We start from the raw sequence: 15,016 nt of genomic DNA on the forward strand, positions 1-15,016 counted from the left end.
AACATTAATAATTACTTAAATAATTATTTAATATTTAATAGTAAATTTAAATTAAAATTGGTGGTAATATTGCAATTTGTCCATATATCCGATAATCATCTTGGATACAGACAGTATAACTTGGATGAAAGGGAGAGAGATTTTTACAATTCATTTAATGAATGTATAAATAAAATAATTGAGATAAAACCAGATTTTGTAATCCACAGCGGTGATTTATTTGAAAGCCCAGAACCATCAATTAATGCAATTTACACTGCAATGGAGGGATTTAATAAATTAAAAAGATACAATATACCTATTTATATTATCCACGGCAATCATGATTTACCAAAGAGGAGCTCCAAAGGTTCGCCATTTAGAATATTAAAAGGTGTTTTAGGGGATAGTTTAAAAACTTTTAGCAATAAAAAATATCATATTTTTAGAAAAGGTAATGAGGAGATATTTATTGGGGGCTCTGATTTTACCTATAAAAGTAAAATAAACAATCTTTTTGAAGACTATAAATTAATAGAAGAGAAATCAAAACAGTATAATAAAAAAATATTGTTATTTCATCAAAGTGTATATTCCTATTCAAATTTACCTATGTATGAGCTCCAACTTAACAATTTTCCAAAAGGATTTAACTATTACGCAGGAGGGCATATTCATCAGAGAATTCTTAAACCAGTAAATAACAATATAGATTGTCCAAAAGAAAAAAATGGAACAAATAGCGTTTTTGCATACAGCGGTTCCACAGAAATTAGGTCTTATGATGAATATAGAGATTATGAGAATGATGGAAAAGGATTTTATTTGGTGGATATGAGTGGAGGAGATTTTGATAAATCGGATGTTAATAAAATAGACATAAAAGTGCATAAAATAGACATAAAATGCAGAGATTTTATAATTGATAAAAGGATTGAGGATAAAGATGATTTTGAAAGTTTTATGGATGAACTAAACTCAAAATCAAATCCTGTTGTAATAAGCAGTGTTGTTAAAGAATTTTTTGGGCATTTACATAGTATTTTAGCAAAAAAAGCACTTTATAGCAGATTATCCATTAGTGAACCTGATATAGAAAATGCCATCATTGATATTCAAAACAAAAATATGGATGAATTGTTTAAGGAATTTCTTAAAAGCAAAAATTATGATATAGATTTTGTATATGGGATATATAATGAGGTTTTAAATGATAAAGACCTTTACTCTTGCCTTGATGAATATTTTAAAAAAATAATAAATGGCAATAATGCGACATGAAAATAAGCTATAAAACGGTAAATAAAACGAATAATAAAATTTATAAATAAAATAAATAGAATCGGTGGAATAATGATTATAAAGGCTATTAATATTAGAAATTTTAGAAGTCATAAGAACACTCAAATATCTTTTGATAAAGGGATTACCACCATAATAGGTCATAATGGAAGCGGGAAATCATCGATATTTGAGGCCATGAATTATGCACTGTATGCAAGAGGTAGTGTAAGCAATGTCAATATTGATGATTTAATAAAGAGGGGAACTAATCAATTTTTAATAGAGCTCCTATTTGAGATTGGAGGTAATACCTATAAAGTTGTAAGAGGAAGGGGCAAGGGAGGAAACATAGATAGATTATATATAAATAATAGCCTTTATGCTGAAACCAACAGTGAAGTGAATAATAAAATAAAGGAAATACTTGGAATAGACCATAAGGTATTTTTAAATGCAATTTATATAAAACAGGGCGAGATTAACAGTCTTATAAATTTAAGACCTGCCGAGAGAAAGAGACTTATTGGGACACTTCTCGGTATTGAAAGGTATGAAAAGGTATGGGGAGAGATGGGGAATGCTATTGGTGAATTTAGCCGTAAATTGGAATATATAAAAGGAGAGTTAAAACAAATCGATGATATAAAAGATAATATAAAACATATAAAAGAAGAAATAGATGAAAAAGAAAAGGAATTAAAGATATTGAAAAACAACTATATACATATTGAAAAGTTAAAGAAAGAAAAGGAAGAGGAATTAAAACAGTATGATAAAAAAGAAAAGGAATTTAACGATTTAAATAATATATTGAGAGAAACGGAACATAAAATAGAGAGTCTTAAAAATGAAATTGATAATTTAAAAAATGATATTAAGGATATTAAATACAAAAACAAGATTTTAATGGAAAATAACGAAGGATATAATAAATATATTGAAATTGAAAAGGAATTAAATGAGTTATCCAACAAAATTGAGTCTTATAAAAAATATTACGATAAATTCAATAAATTAAACGGTAAGAAGGAAACTTTGGAGGATAATTTAAAGAAAATTAATGAGAATTTAAAAAACCTTAATCCAGAAAATAAAGATATTGATACGATAAATAAAGATATTGAAAGTATTAAAGGAGAGTTAGAAAAACTACATAATATTATGGAAAAATTAATGGAATTAACAGAATTAAATAAAAAATTGGATGAATTAAATAAAAATAAGGAAGAAATAGATAAGAATAAAAAATATTATGAAGAATATATCGATATAGCTAAAAAATTGGATGAATTGAGTAAAAAACTTGTAGTATTTGAAAAATTAAAGGAAAAGAAGAAAAACATAAACTCTCAAATAGATAGCTTGAAGAAGAAAAAGGAGGAGCTCCTAAAAGACCTTACCAATTTTGATGAAATAGAGAAAAAAATAAATGCCGAAAATGAATTGGTAAAAGAGCACGATGACTTAACGGAAAAAATAACGAATCTCACCAAATTAATTACCGAGAAAGATACTAAAATAAAGCAGATAAAGGATGCCATAAAAAAACTTGAAGAAACAGATAATAAATGTCCAGTTTGTCAGTCAGATATTGATGAGAATAAAAAGGCGGAGCTCCTAAACACATACCACAGCAATATTGAAAAAGAATTAAAACAGTTAAAAAAACTTGAAAAAAAATATAATGATTACAATACTAAATCAAAAGAACTAAATAATAATATTAATAAAATAAACAAATTAAAAGCTAAATATGGTAAATTAAAGGAAAAAAAGGATAATTTAGATAATATAAATAAAGATTTGGATAATTATATAAATGAGTTATATGAGCTCCGTAAGGAAATTAGCAGATATGAAAACATTGAAAAAGAAATCAAAGATTTAGAAAAGAAAAAAGATTATTTAGAAAAATATTATAATAAATATAACTTTTGCGTGGAGTATTTAAAAAATACAAATGAAAAAGAGCTATTAAATAATAAAAATAATCTTTTAAAAATAATTGGTAATTACGATAAAACAAAGGTAAATAATAAAGAAAAGGAGTTAAATAATAATTTGGAGAAATTAAAGGATATTTTAAGGTTAATAAATGATAAAATAAATAAAGAGGAAGAGCTAAAAAATATCTCAAAAGAAATAGAGAAAATACAGAAAAAGGCAGAGAATTACATTGAATTGAATAGAAAAAAATCAGAGATGGAAAAGGAAATGGAACTGTATAAAGAACCTTATAACACCTATAAAAATGCCATTGCAGTGCTTGAAAATTACTCTAAAAAATATAAAACAGACATTAATAAGCTTGAAAATACCGTAAATGAGATTATAACCGATAAAAATGAAGAGTTAAACACACTAAACAATAGTAAAAACAATATTTTAGAAAAAATCGATAATTTGGATTATTATGATAAAACCTACCATGATAAATTGAAAGAGAATTATGAAAAAATATCTAATAAATTAAATGATGCAAATAATAAAATTGTAGAGGTAAAGTCATATTTAAATTCTAAAACTGAGCTCCTACAAAATTATGTAAATAATCTAAATAAATTACTGAATAAAGAAAAAGAAAAGGAACGGTTGGAAAAATATATCGATTATTTAAAAGATATAAGAGAGAATGTCTTTTCGAAGAACGGATTTCAGCAGTATTTAAGGGAAAAATATATTCCACTTATTCAAAAATATACCAATGAGATATTCAATGAGTTCGAGCTCCCTTACAGTCATATCCAAATTAAAAATGATTACGATATAATAGTGGATGAGCTCCCAGTAAAAACTTTAAGCGGTGGAGAGCAGATAGCAGTATCTCTTGCCCTTAGGCTTGGAATATCAAAGGCTGTATGCAATAATTTACAATGTATAATATTGGATGAACCTACGGCATTTCTTGATGAAGATAGGCGTAAAAAACTGTTAAATGTCTTTGGGAATATAAAAACTATCTCACAGGTTTTTGTTATATCTCACCACAATGAACTGGAACAGGTGGCAAATAATATTATAAATATAAAGAAGATTGGAGAAGACTCTGTAATATACGATTAATATTTTTAGGGATAGAATGATAAAGATAATACCAGATACAAATTTTTTAATATACGCCATTAAGCACAATATAAATATAGATTACGAGCTCAGTAGGTTCTCAAGTAATTATGAAGTAATAATACTAAGCTGTATAATGGAAGAATTGGAAAAACTCAAAACTAAATTAAAGGGTAAAGAAAAATTTTCCATAAATATATTACTCTCTTTGATTAAAAAATATAAAACAGATGACTACAATATTGGAAAATATGCCGATGAAATAATAATCAATTATGCTAAATATCAAAAGGATAAGGGTAATAAAATAGTAATATGCACAAATGACAAAGAATTAAAAAGAAAACTTATGGAGATGGGTATTCCTATAATAGTTGTTAAGCAAAAAAATTATTTTGAGTTGAGGGAAATTTAAAATTTAAAATCTAATAAATATAATAAATTTGATATTTAATAAAAATATTTAATAAATGTTAAATAGTATCTGCATATATTTCATTATAAATGATATATATCAAAAAATATAGAAATATAAAAAAGTTGGTGATATAATGGCTGTAATTGATTATTTAAAAGAATTATCCACAGCAGAAGGTATTTCAGGAAGGGAAGATAATATAAGAAATATAATGGAAAAAGAACTTAAAAAATACTGTGATGAAGTATATACCGATAAACTTGGAAACTTAATAGCAAAAAAAGGAAATAAAGGACCTAAAATAATGTTTGCAGCACATATGGATGAAATTGGATTAATGGTTAAATATATTGATGAAAACGGATTCTTAAAATTTACAAAAATAGGTGGAATAAACGACCAGATGCTTTTGAATCAGAAGGTAATTGTCCATACAGATAAAGGAAATATAGTAGGCGTTTTAGGTTCAAAACCACCACATAAAATGAAAGAGAGTGAAAGAAACAAATTAATAAACTATGAGGATATGTTTATAGATATTGGGGCAAAAAATAGGGAAGACGCTCAAAAAATGGGTGTAGAGATAGGTTCATGGATTTCATTTAAATCAGATTTTGACGAGCTCGGTAATAATAGGGTTTCCTGTAAATCATTTGATAACAGGGCAGGATGTGCCGTTTTATTGGAAGTTGCAAAAGAATTAAGTGAAAAGGAATTAAACTGTCAGGTGTATTTCGTTGGAACTGTTCAGGAAGAGGTTGGATTAAAGGGTGCAAGAACATCGGCTTTTGGCATTAATCCAGATGTGGCATTTGCACTCGATGTAACAATATGTGGAGACCATCCAGGTATAAAACTTGAAGATGCTCCTATTGAATTGGGAAAAGGTCCAGCAGTAGGTATAATCGATGCTTCGGGAAGAGGTTTAATTGCTCATCCAAAGGTTTTAAAAATGGTAAAAGAGGTATCAAATAAGTATAATATATCTGTTCAGTATGAGGTTGGAGAAGGAGGAACAACAGACGCTACTGCAATATATCTAACACGAGAAGGTATTCCTACGGGAGTTATTTCAGTTCCTTCCAGATATATACATACACCTGTTGAGGTAATTGATACCAAAGATTTAAATGAAACTGTTAAGTTGGTGAGCTCCTGTATTAAGGAATTACCTAACTATTTCCAATAGGGATATACTATGAAGATGATAATAACAAGATTAATTACCTATCCTACTGCCTATGTTATGTGGGGAGGAATGATGTGGTATTCCCAAATAATTTCCCCCTTTGATTTTACTTCTTATTTACATTATATCCCATTATGCAATGCCAATTTTTATCATCTTCTTCAAACTTCGCCCTATTTTTTAATAGAGTTTTTTAGAATAATTTATTTGTATTCATTTACATTTTGCATAGTTGGAGGAATTGGTTATTATTTAATTGTAAAAAGGGATTATCTAAAATCAGATGTGATATTAATAGATATTGCACTTGGATGGCTTATAGCAGGTTTGATATATACCTTTTTTGTAGTTCAATCTCCATTTCAAGTTGGTGTTGCTAATGATTTAACGCATGATAGTTTATTGTGGATATTTACAAAGCCCACCTATGAAATTCCTTCCTTACATACGGCATATTCTGTTCTTATGGCATTGCATTTTAAGGATGAAAAAAGTAAGATAAAATATTTATTTTATGCACTTGGCATATTAATTCCAATATCTACATTATTTATGGGACAGCACTGGATAGTTGATGTAATTACTGGAATAATATTTGCATATATTCTTTATAAATTGCCTAAAAATATCCATTTAAGGATACATGATGCTATTAATGTGTTATCTGGATGTTATGGAATTAAAAAAATAAAATAAAATATAAAATAAAATATAAAATAAGAAGGAAAATAAAAAATAAATATAAAAATTAAAAAAATAAAAATAAAATAAGTGAAAATATGGAAAAAATTAAACCTGATACAAAAGGTATAGCCTGGACATGTTTAATGTGTGGAAAGTGTTGTGATTCTCCAACAGTAACAAAAAAGGACATAGCAAATATAAGCGGATATTTAAAAATACCTTTTGAAGAAACTGTTAAGAAATATTTAACATATTTTGATGGCACATACGGTGAATTAAAAGAGGTTAAAGGCAAATGTATATTTTTAAAGGATAATAAATGCTCCATATATAAGGTAAGACCTTTAATTTGTAGGTTAAGACCTTATTCTCCACAGTTAAAAAATGGAAAATTAATATTAACCTACGATGGATGGTTTTTAAATAATTGTCCAGGTTTATTTATTGGTAATTTACCTGTTGAAGAGGAATATTTAAAATACGGAGCTCTTGTTGTTAAATATTTAGGAGAAGAACAACCTACGCCTGATGAATTATTTAAAAATTTTAAAAAAAGAAATAAAAAATTAAATAAAAAGAATAAATAATAAAATAAATATTAGCAAAAGGTTCTGTTTGAAATTGGAATGCATAATGTCTTGCCACAGTTGGGACATTTAATTACTACCTTCCCGAGCTCGTAGTTTGATTCAAAAGGCTTCTTACAATAAGGGCAAAGCCATATTCTTTTGGATGTTTTTTTACATTCCCCAATTTCTCCCACTGTTGGGTATTTTTTATAGGTAATTTCGCTATCTTTTTCTTGGTATTTGAAGAACATTTTTATCATATTTAGGTAGAGCTCTACCGCAGATTTTTTTATGCAGTCATCCCCACCACATATTGGACATTTCATATTTTTAATTATCTTTTTAGTCTCTTCGTCCATCATATCACCTTAAAATTTATAAATAAAATTTATAGATAAAATTAAAAGATAAAATTAATAATAAGTTAAAATAATTAATAATTAATAATATTAAAAAATTAAGCCGCAGATACGATTTTTATTATATCTCCATCTTTTAATTCGTGGTCTGCACCGATTCTTATCTTCTTTCTTGCATCAACGGCATATATAAATTTATTTCCTATATCGGTATGTATTTTAAATGCTAAATCCTTTGCAGTAGTTCCTTTTTTTACTAAATAAGCATCTGGAAGAACATTTCCTTTTTTATCGCAGTATTTGTTTTCATCTTCTACGGGATAAACTACTATCATATTTAATAGGTCAAAATATGCCCTGTTTAGGAGTTCCTGTATGCCTGTTCCATTATGTTTTTTTAAGTATTCTTTCATATAGTTTAAGGCATTTTTCTGTGCATCATTTAATGATTCACTTATTATTTCAAAATCATTATTAGCTCTGTCGTATTTAATAATGCCTGCCTTTTCAGCCCTTTTTAATGCGAGCTCTATCTCCGCCGATGTGGGTATTACAATATAATCTTTAAAGGCTTCTTTTAATTTTTTAATATTCTCTTCTGCACCGGGATAGTCTGCCTTGTTTGCAGCTATAAGCATAGGTTTTGAAAGTTTTCTAAGGGTTTTTGCTAAATTTAATAGCTCATCATCAGTCCATTTTGTAGGGTTATCGTTTAAATTACAAATAGCATTTATAACCTGTTCTTCTGAGATATTAAGACCGCTTAATTGTTCTGCAATTAATTTTGCAGTATTTTTTTGTTGATGGGCCTTTCTTGATAGTTTATCCCAGTTTTTAGTAAGTATCCCATAAATCCACATGTCGAGCTCATCCAATAAAAATTTAACATCTTCCACGGGGTTGTGATTTTCGGTTGGATTACCTTCTAAATCAGTTTTACCGCTTGCATCTACAACCACTATAAAAGCATCAGCCTGCCTTAAATCATCCAAAAACTTATTTCCCATACCTTTTCCTTTATGTGCTTCTGGGACAAGCCCAGCAACATCTATTATTTCAACAGGTATGTATCTTATACCGTTAATACATTTTGAATTGTTTGGATTACATTGAACGCCCAACTCTTTACAGGGGCATGGGGAAGTTACAAATGATGTTCCAATATTTGGGTTTATTGTTGTAAATGGATAATTTCCAATATCTGCGACTTTTTCAGTCATTGCATTGAATAAAGTTGATTTTCCTACATTTGGTTTTCCTACAAGTCCTAATATTGCCATTTTTTCACGCTCTTTATTTTTATTAGTGAAAAAATTCGAAATCTTCTGATTTCGATTATTTTTTCGACCTCCGGGAGAAAAAATATAAAATCTTTGATTTTATGTATTTTTTCACGCTCTTTATTTTTTAATTATTTATTATTTTATTGATGAATGGGATATTGTGATTATATGAATAATAAATGATAATTAAGATATTAAACATATCAAAAATATATCATTAATTACATTATATTTATCTATATATAAATCCGGTGGAAAATGGAAAGAATTATATTAAAATGTTTCAAAATTCTACGGTTCAAAGAGGGCAAAAAATAATCTGTCATTTATCGTAAAAAATTAGATATATAATATAAAATATATGGCAAAATTATAAAAAAATAGATAAATACTGCTAAAAAATAATAAAATATAAATAATAATAAAATAATTAAATAATAAATAAAAATGGAAAAATAGAATTTATATTTATATTATATTTACATTAAATAATCACTTAACATATCATTCTTTTTCAAATACTTCAAAAACTGTATAGGCTTATTGTAATTTTTTAGTAAATTCCCGAGCTCAGCACCACCACGACATAAAACACACTGGATAACCATAGCGTTAAAATTCTCATAATTTACTTTTACATTGGATTTTCTTAGGGATTTCTCAATATACTTTATATTATTTTTTGATTCTAAATTAAATGGTTCGTTTTCAAATTCAGAATAGGGTTTTGGAATAAATGGATTTACGCTTATTTCCACCTTTCTAAAATTCTTTTTGATGTTTTTGGATAATGTTATTATCTCTTCAATATCCTCTTTGGTTTCAGTTGGTAGTCCAACCATATAGTATAATTTTATCTTATCAATTTTGTTATTTTTTGCAATATCCAAAGCATTTGAAATATCTTCATAAGATATGTCCTTTTTTATATATTCTCTTAATCTCTCGCTTCCTGCTTCGGGTGCTATTGTAAGGGTTTTGAGATTGAGTATTTTTAGGAGCTCATCTTTTATAGTATCTGCCCTTAACGATGATGGAGATATTGAAATATTTTCATTCTTTTCTTTAATGTATTGGCATAACTCAATTATATGTTTATAATCTCCAACAGATGGGGATATTAACGCAATTTTATTTGTTTTTGTATGCTTTAAACCTTCATCTACAAGATACTTTAAGTCATCAAGTTTTCTAAATCTCGGCGGGTAATATATGCTTTTTGCCATACAAAATTTGCATCTTCTCGGGCATCCCCTACCTATTTCAAGCAAAAAGGCATTCCCATAAGCACCAGATGGATGAGTAAATTGGTTTGTTGGATAATCCTCTGTGGTTATTTTTTTTGGGTAAATTCGCTTTATCCTTCTAAAATCTTCTTTATTTACCCCATCAAATTTTGGATAATATACTCCATCCAAATCAGTTTTTCCATGTATGAGCTCATGCATAATATTCGTGCCTTCAATTTCACCAATTACAAAGGCATCAAAAAAATTGGCTAATGGTAAAGGATTTGCCATTGCACAGGGACCGCCACCTATAAAAATAGCATTTGGGTTGTTTTGTCTTAATTTAGTTATTATATTGACCACATTAAAATAATCGTTTTCATATTGGAGTGTGATAATTATGGCGTTGTTATTCCTTATCTCTTCGTAATTTTCAATAAAATACATATTGCAATTTATATCGTGGTATTTATTTAAATGATAATATAAGATATGCATAGCTAAGCAGGATATGCCCCCTTTAAATTTGTTTGGATAAATTAGAGCTACATTTTTCATAAATACCACAAATTAATCACTCACCTAAATAATTAGAATAAATTATATAATATATATAAAATTATAAATTAATAAAATTATATAAAAAATATAAAAATAAATTTAGAATTTAAATTATAAAATTATAAATTCAATAATATTGTTATATCATTAAAAAAAGCGGTGTCAGCTCGCCCATCTTTCATCATAAATCAGAAGCTACTCCGGTCATCATCCACCAAAAGTATATTATAAAATACTGATATATATAGTTATTGAATAATAAAATAAAATTTTATAATAATTAATAATTAGGTGTAATATTAGGTGAGCTCGTGAATACTAATAGGGATAATAGAAATAAAAGTAATAAAAATAATATAAAAAATATTATGGATGAATTAGATATTATAAAAACGATATTTAGCAACATAAAATATACAGGAAATGCTGTAAAATCTATTGGAGATGATTGTGCAGTTTTTAAATTGGGAAATCAGTATTTAACAATTACAACAGACATGATGTTTAAATCTACACATTTTCCAGAGATTTTAACTCCATTTCAAATTGGTATGAGAGTAATTACGGCGAATGTATCAGATATAGCTGCAATGTGTGCTAAACCTTTGGGAATTGTGGTTTCAATGGGTTTTGATTATCCAAAAAAGGCATTTATAGAAGAACTTATAAGAGGGATGGATTTTATAGCAAAGGAATATGAATGTCCTATTGTTGGGGGGGATACAAACAAATCAAAGGAGCTCACCTTGTGTGGAACTGCCTTTGGGATTACGGATAACCCAGTATATAGGGAAAATGGAGAAATTGGGGATGATATAGTAATTACAAATAATATTGGAAGGGTTTATTGCGGGTTTAAAATACTTGAAATGAAAAATAAAGGAATAATCAATAAAAATACTTTTAAAAATCTTTTAAATGAATATCCGAGCATTGTAAAAAAATTAACTGAACCTAAGGCAAGAGTTAAAGAGGGAGTGGCTATAAATAAATACATCACTTCCTGCTGTGATATATCGGATGGTCTTGGAAAGGATTTAAAATATATGGGAAACTTTGAAATATCTTCAAAAAAACTTTTAAATGCTGTTCCAAAGGATGTGGTAGAATTTTGCACTAAATTTGATTTAAATCCAGTAGATGTAGCTTTAAATAGTGGTGAAGAATGGGAGCTCCTATTCACAACAAAAAGATATAATAATGTCGAGGAGGAGCTCAGCAAGTTAGGCACTAAATCAATAAAAATAGGAAAAATTATAGATAATGGATGTTATATAGATGGTAATACATTTAAATTTGGAGGGTATGTTCATAGGTGGTCTAAATAACAAATTCAAAAAATAATATTAAATTTCTTATTAAGTATTTTCTATTTTGTATTATTCTATTTTTAATTTTAAGACCTTTTGGGGATAAATTAATAAACCTTGTGGCATATCAAAGTTATTTGATTTTAAATTTATTCACAAATGCTTCATATAATGGGTGCTATATTTATTTAAATAACCTAAAAATAGAAATAATAGGAGCATGCACAGGTTTAGAATTGATTGCGGTGTATTTGGCATCGGTATTAATATTATCGAGAAATATAAAAGAAGTGATTGTTGGACTTTCATTGTCGCCATTTGTTTATTTCGGAAATATTTTAAGAATAGTGTTGATAGGAATTTTTGGGATGTTATTCGTTGATAAATTACATATTATACATGATATTGTTGGATATATAACATTTCCAACAGTGGCTATAATTGCATTATTGATTTATTTAAAAATACTTAATAAAATGAGGGAAAATGATGATAGCAGAAGGAAAAGTAGAAGAAAGAAAAATAATTGAAACACAGTATATTAGGGTAAATACATTAAAAACCACTCCAAAAGAGTTAAAAGATAGGCTGAAAAATAAAGAGGTGAAGTTGGAAGATACATTTTTAGATTATATGTTTAAAGTTAAAGGAGCTCCTTTTTCAATGGGTGCTACACCAGAATATCTCTTTGGATATTATTATCTGCAAAGTATATCATCCACAATTCCAGCATTGGTGCTGAATCCTTACGAAAATGATGTTGTTCTTGATATGTGTTCAGCTCCTGGTGGAAAAACAACTCATTTATCTCAATTAATGAATAACAAAGGGGTTATAATAGCGAATGAGATAAATAGGAAAAGAATGAGAAGTTTAAAATCCAATATTTACAGAATGGGCATTGTAAATACTATACTATTAAATATGGATGCATTGAGGTTAAAAAAATTTAATATGCTATTTGATAAAATATTGTTGGATGCTCCATGCACGGGAAATCCAATAAAAGATAAAAATAGGGTAGTTAGTAAAAGAGATATAAGATATTGTGCTCTTAGGCAGAAAAATATGTTAAATGTTGGTATCGATATGTTAAAAGAGGGCGGGGAGATTGTATATAGCACCTGCTCACCTGAGATTGAAGAAAATGAGGAAGTAATTGAATATATATTAAATACTCGAAGAGATGTTGAATTAATTGATATTGGAGAATTTAAGGATAATTTAAAAGGTATAAATGTTATTGATGGAGAATTAAACGGAACTTTAAAGGTAATTCCCCCAGATGAGCCGTTTTTTATTGCAAAATTAAGAAAAATATAATAAAATAATAGATAGAAAAAGAGTAAAAATAAGTAATAATAAAATAAATAAAATGAAATAAATAATAATAAAAAATGACACTAAAAGAAATAATAATAATTAAGAAAATGGGAAAATATGGACAATATGGACAACGATATTGTTATCATAGATGGCAGTTATTTAGAAGGGGGAGGTCAAATCGTTAGAACAGCGGTTTCACTATCTGCAATAACACAAAAACCTGTTAGAATAATAAATATAAGAAAAAAACGGAAAAATAGAGGGCTTGCTCATCAACATGTGGCATGCATTAAGGCAGTTAAAAAACTGTGCAATGCTGAGGTAGATGGTCTTTATGTGAGCTCTGAAACTTTGGAGTTTTATCCAAATAAGGTAGTTTCAAAGGATTTTAAGATAGATGTTGAAACAGCGGGTAGTGTTTCATTGGTAATACAGACACTTTTACCTTTGGCTCTTGTAATAGATAAGCCTGTAAATGTAATTATAAAAGGTGGAACCAATGTAAAAAATGCTCCACCAATAGATTATGTTAAAAATATTACCTTAGATATATTGAGTAAAATGGGATATTGTGGTAATGTCGATATAATTAAAAGGGGATTCTATCCAGAAGGAGGAGGGGAGGTTAAATTAAAAATAAGGCCATCGACATTAAAACCTGTGGATTTAGTGGAGCTCACCAATAATAAGTATGTTGAAGGCATAGTTTTTAACCAGAATTTAGATGAAAGTATTTCAAAGAGAATTAGAAAATCTGCAACAGATGTGCTTATGAAAAACGGCTATATGGCAAATATAAAAATAGAAAACACAAAAGGCATATCCACGGGTGTTGGGATATTTTTAAAATGTGGAACAGTAGGAGCTCAGTGTTTAGGTGAAAGGGGTTTAAGGTCTGAAATGGTTGGAAAAATTGCAGTGGAAAATTTATTAAGTGAAATAAAAACAGGCATGGCATTGGATAAATACATGGGAGACCAGATAATACCCTTTTTATATTATTCCAAATCCACTGTTGGAGTTTCTGAGATTACAAACCATACTTTGACAAACATATATGTGGTTGAAAGATTTTTGGATGTGAAATTTAATATCTCAAAATACTGCAAAAATAATTGCAACGGATATTTGATAAAATGCGATGAGAATAAGCAATAATTAGGGAATATTTTAAAAAATAATAATAATAATATAGTTAAAATAATTAATAATTAAATAATAATTATGAAGTAATGGTGGAAACATGTTTGAATACTTTGAAACTATGGCAGATATGGGTATTATTGCCCGAGGAGATACACTTGAAGAGGCGTTTAAGGAATCTGCAAAAGCATTATCTAACCTGATGGTAAATCTAAATACCGTTGAAAAGAAAATTAAAAGGAAAATCGAAGTAAATTCCGAGGATTTATACAGTTTGTTATATGATTTTTTAACGGAGCTCCTAATAATAATGGATAGTGAGCAGTTGGTATTTTCAGATTTTGATATTAAAATATATAAAAAAGAAGGAAATAATAATGATAATGAACATGGCAAAGAACATGATAAATACAACTCAGAAAACGAAAAATATATTTTAAAATGTGTGGCTTATGGTGAAAAACTAAATAAAGAAAAACACGAAACTAAGGAAGAGGTAAAAGCCATAACATACCATAAAATGGAAATTAAAAAAGAAAATAACGAATATGTTATAAAATATATTGTAGATTTGTAATATTTAGATTTATAAAATTTAAAGATTTATAAAATTTTGGTG

Annotated in this window: 14 protein-coding genes; 11 read left to right on the forward strand and 3 right to left on the reverse strand. The window is 27.7% G+C overall.

Features of this window, described 5'->3' with window-relative positions; genetic code table 11:
* The first annotated feature begins 69 nt into the window (after positions 1-69).
* From METOK_RS07970 to METOK_RS07995, 6 genes are all read left to right on the forward strand, one after another.
* Entirely contained in the window at positions 70-1,260 is a 1,191-nt protein-coding gene (locus METOK_RS07970) for a metallophosphoesterase family protein (protein ID WP_013867708.1), read from the forward strand.
* A gap of 72 nt (positions 1,261-1,332) precedes the next feature.
* A complete protein-coding gene (locus METOK_RS07975; protein WP_013867709.1) occupies positions 1,333-4,326 on the forward strand; it encodes an AAA family ATPase in 2,994 nt (997 codons plus the stop codon).
* Positions 4,327-4,342: 16 nt separating this feature from the next.
* Entirely contained in the window at positions 4,343-4,741 is a 399-nt protein-coding gene (locus METOK_RS07980; RefSeq protein ID WP_013867710.1) for a PIN domain-containing protein, read from the forward strand.
* Positions 4,742-4,877: 136 nt separating this feature from the next.
* Complete coding sequence (locus METOK_RS07985; RefSeq protein ID WP_013867711.1) at positions 4,878-5,933, forward strand: M42 family metallopeptidase; 1,056 nt, start codon at positions 4,878-4,880, stop codon at positions 5,931-5,933.
* 9 nt (positions 5,934-5,942) lie between these two features.
* On the forward strand, positions 5,943-6,629 hold the full coding sequence (locus METOK_RS07990) for a phosphatase PAP2 family protein (protein ID WP_013867712.1): 687 nt from the start codon (positions 5,943-5,945) through the stop codon (positions 6,627-6,629).
* Between the two features lie 83 nt (positions 6,630-6,712).
* Positions 6,713-7,204, forward strand: coding sequence for a YkgJ family cysteine cluster protein (locus METOK_RS07995; protein WP_013867713.1), 492 nt, complete (start codon positions 6,713-6,715; stop codon positions 7,202-7,204).
* A gap of 11 nt (positions 7,205-7,215) precedes the next feature.
* On the opposite strand, the gene METOK_RS08000 is transcribed toward METOK_RS07995, so the two are convergent.
* The 3 genes from METOK_RS08000 to METOK_RS08010 all read right to left on the reverse strand — a co-directional run bounded on the left by METOK_RS08000 (position 7,216) and on the right by METOK_RS08010 (position 10,615).
* Positions 7,216-7,512 carry a hypothetical protein gene (locus METOK_RS08000; RefSeq protein WP_048058112.1) on the reverse strand — a complete coding sequence of 99 codons (297 nt, stop codon included), beginning with the start codon at positions 7,510-7,512 and terminating at the stop codon, positions 7,216-7,218.
* 131 nt (positions 7,513-7,643) lie between these two features.
* Positions 7,644-8,825 carry a redox-regulated ATPase YchF gene (locus METOK_RS08005; RefSeq protein ID WP_013867715.1) on the reverse strand — a complete coding sequence of 394 codons (1,182 nt, stop codon included), beginning with the start codon at positions 8,823-8,825 and terminating at the stop codon, positions 7,644-7,646.
* A 482-nt stretch (positions 8,826-9,307) separates the two neighbouring features.
* Positions 9,308-10,615, reverse strand: coding sequence for a B12-binding domain-containing radical SAM protein (locus METOK_RS08010; RefSeq protein WP_013867716.1), 1,308 nt, complete (start codon positions 10,613-10,615; stop codon positions 9,308-9,310).
* A 371-nt stretch (positions 10,616-10,986) separates the two neighbouring features.
* Between METOK_RS08010 and thiL the strand changes: the two genes are divergently transcribed.
* The 5 genes from thiL (at position 10,987) to METOK_RS08035 (ending at position 14,974) form a co-directional block, all read left to right on the forward strand.
* Positions 10,987-11,946 (forward strand): thiamine-phosphate kinase, encoded by a 960-nt coding sequence (gene thiL / locus METOK_RS08015; RefSeq protein WP_048058113.1) that lies wholly within the window; start codon positions 10,987-10,989, stop codon positions 11,944-11,946.
* Positions 11,943-12,458, forward strand: a complete 516-nt coding sequence (gene artE, locus METOK_RS08020; protein ID WP_013867718.1) for an archaeosortase family protein ArtE — start codon at positions 11,943-11,945, stop codon at positions 12,456-12,458. Before thiL ends, artE begins: the two co-directional genes overlap by 4 nt.
* Positions 12,418-13,251, forward strand: a complete 834-nt coding sequence (locus tag METOK_RS08025) for an NOL1/NOP2/sun family putative RNA methylase (RefSeq protein ID WP_013867719.1) — start codon at positions 12,418-12,420, stop codon at positions 13,249-13,251. Before artE ends, METOK_RS08025 begins: the two co-directional genes overlap by 41 nt.
* 126 nt (positions 13,252-13,377) lie before the next feature.
* Complete coding sequence (gene rtcA / locus METOK_RS08030; RefSeq protein ID WP_048058114.1) at positions 13,378-14,412, forward strand: RNA 3'-terminal phosphate cyclase; 1,035 nt, start codon at positions 13,378-13,380, stop codon at positions 14,410-14,412.
* 85 nt (positions 14,413-14,497) lie between these two features.
* A complete protein-coding gene (locus METOK_RS08035; protein WP_013867721.1) occupies positions 14,498-14,974 on the forward strand; it encodes an archease in 477 nt (158 codons plus the stop codon).
* Positions 14,975-15,016 lie beyond the last annotated feature (42 nt).

Origin of the sequence: Methanothermococcus okinawensis IH1 (genome assembly GCF_000179575.2) — an archaeon.
Taxonomy (GTDB): domain Archaea; phylum AGJL01; class Methanococci; order Methanococcales; family Methanococcaceae; genus Methanofervidicoccus; species Methanofervidicoccus okinawensis.

Excerpts from the sequence above, each read along its gene's own strand:
- METOK_RS07995 (WP_013867713.1), top strand. The coding sequence starts at position 6,713 with ATGGAAAAAATTAAACCTGATACAAAAGGTATAGCCTGGACATGTTTA.
- METOK_RS08010 (WP_013867716.1), bottom strand. The coding sequence starts at position 10,615 with ATGAAAAATGTAGCTCTAATTTATCCAAACAAATTTAAAGGGGGCATA.
- rtcA (WP_048058114.1), top strand. The coding sequence starts at position 13,378 with ATGGACAACGATATTGTTATCATAGATGGCAGTTATTTAGAAGGGGGA.
- METOK_RS08005 (WP_013867715.1), bottom strand. The coding sequence starts at position 8,825 with ATGGCAATATTAGGACTTGTAGGAAAACCAAATGTAGGAAAATCAACT.
- METOK_RS07985 (WP_013867711.1), top strand. The coding sequence starts at position 4,878 with ATGGCTGTAATTGATTATTTAAAAGAATTATCCACAGCAGAAGGTATT.
- METOK_RS08025 (WP_013867719.1), top strand. The coding sequence starts at position 12,418 with ATGATAGCAGAAGGAAAAGTAGAAGAAAGAAAAATAATTGAAACACAG.
- METOK_RS07980 (WP_013867710.1), top strand. The coding sequence starts at position 4,343 with ATGATAAAGATAATACCAGATACAAATTTTTTAATATACGCCATTAAG.
- METOK_RS08035 (WP_013867721.1), top strand. The coding sequence starts at position 14,498 with ATGTTTGAATACTTTGAAACTATGGCAGATATGGGTATTATTGCCCGA.
- METOK_RS07975 (WP_013867709.1), top strand. The coding sequence starts at position 1,333 with ATGATTATAAAGGCTATTAATATTAGAAATTTTAGAAGTCATAAGAAC.
- thiL (WP_048058113.1), top strand. The coding sequence starts at position 10,987 with ATGGATGAATTAGATATTATAAAAACGATATTTAGCAACATAAAATAT.
- METOK_RS07990 (WP_013867712.1), top strand. The coding sequence starts at position 5,943 with ATGAAGATGATAATAACAAGATTAATTACCTATCCTACTGCCTATGTT.
- METOK_RS08000 (WP_048058112.1), bottom strand. The coding sequence starts at position 7,512 with ATGAAATGTCCAATATGTGGTGGGGATGACTGCATAAAAAAATCTGCG.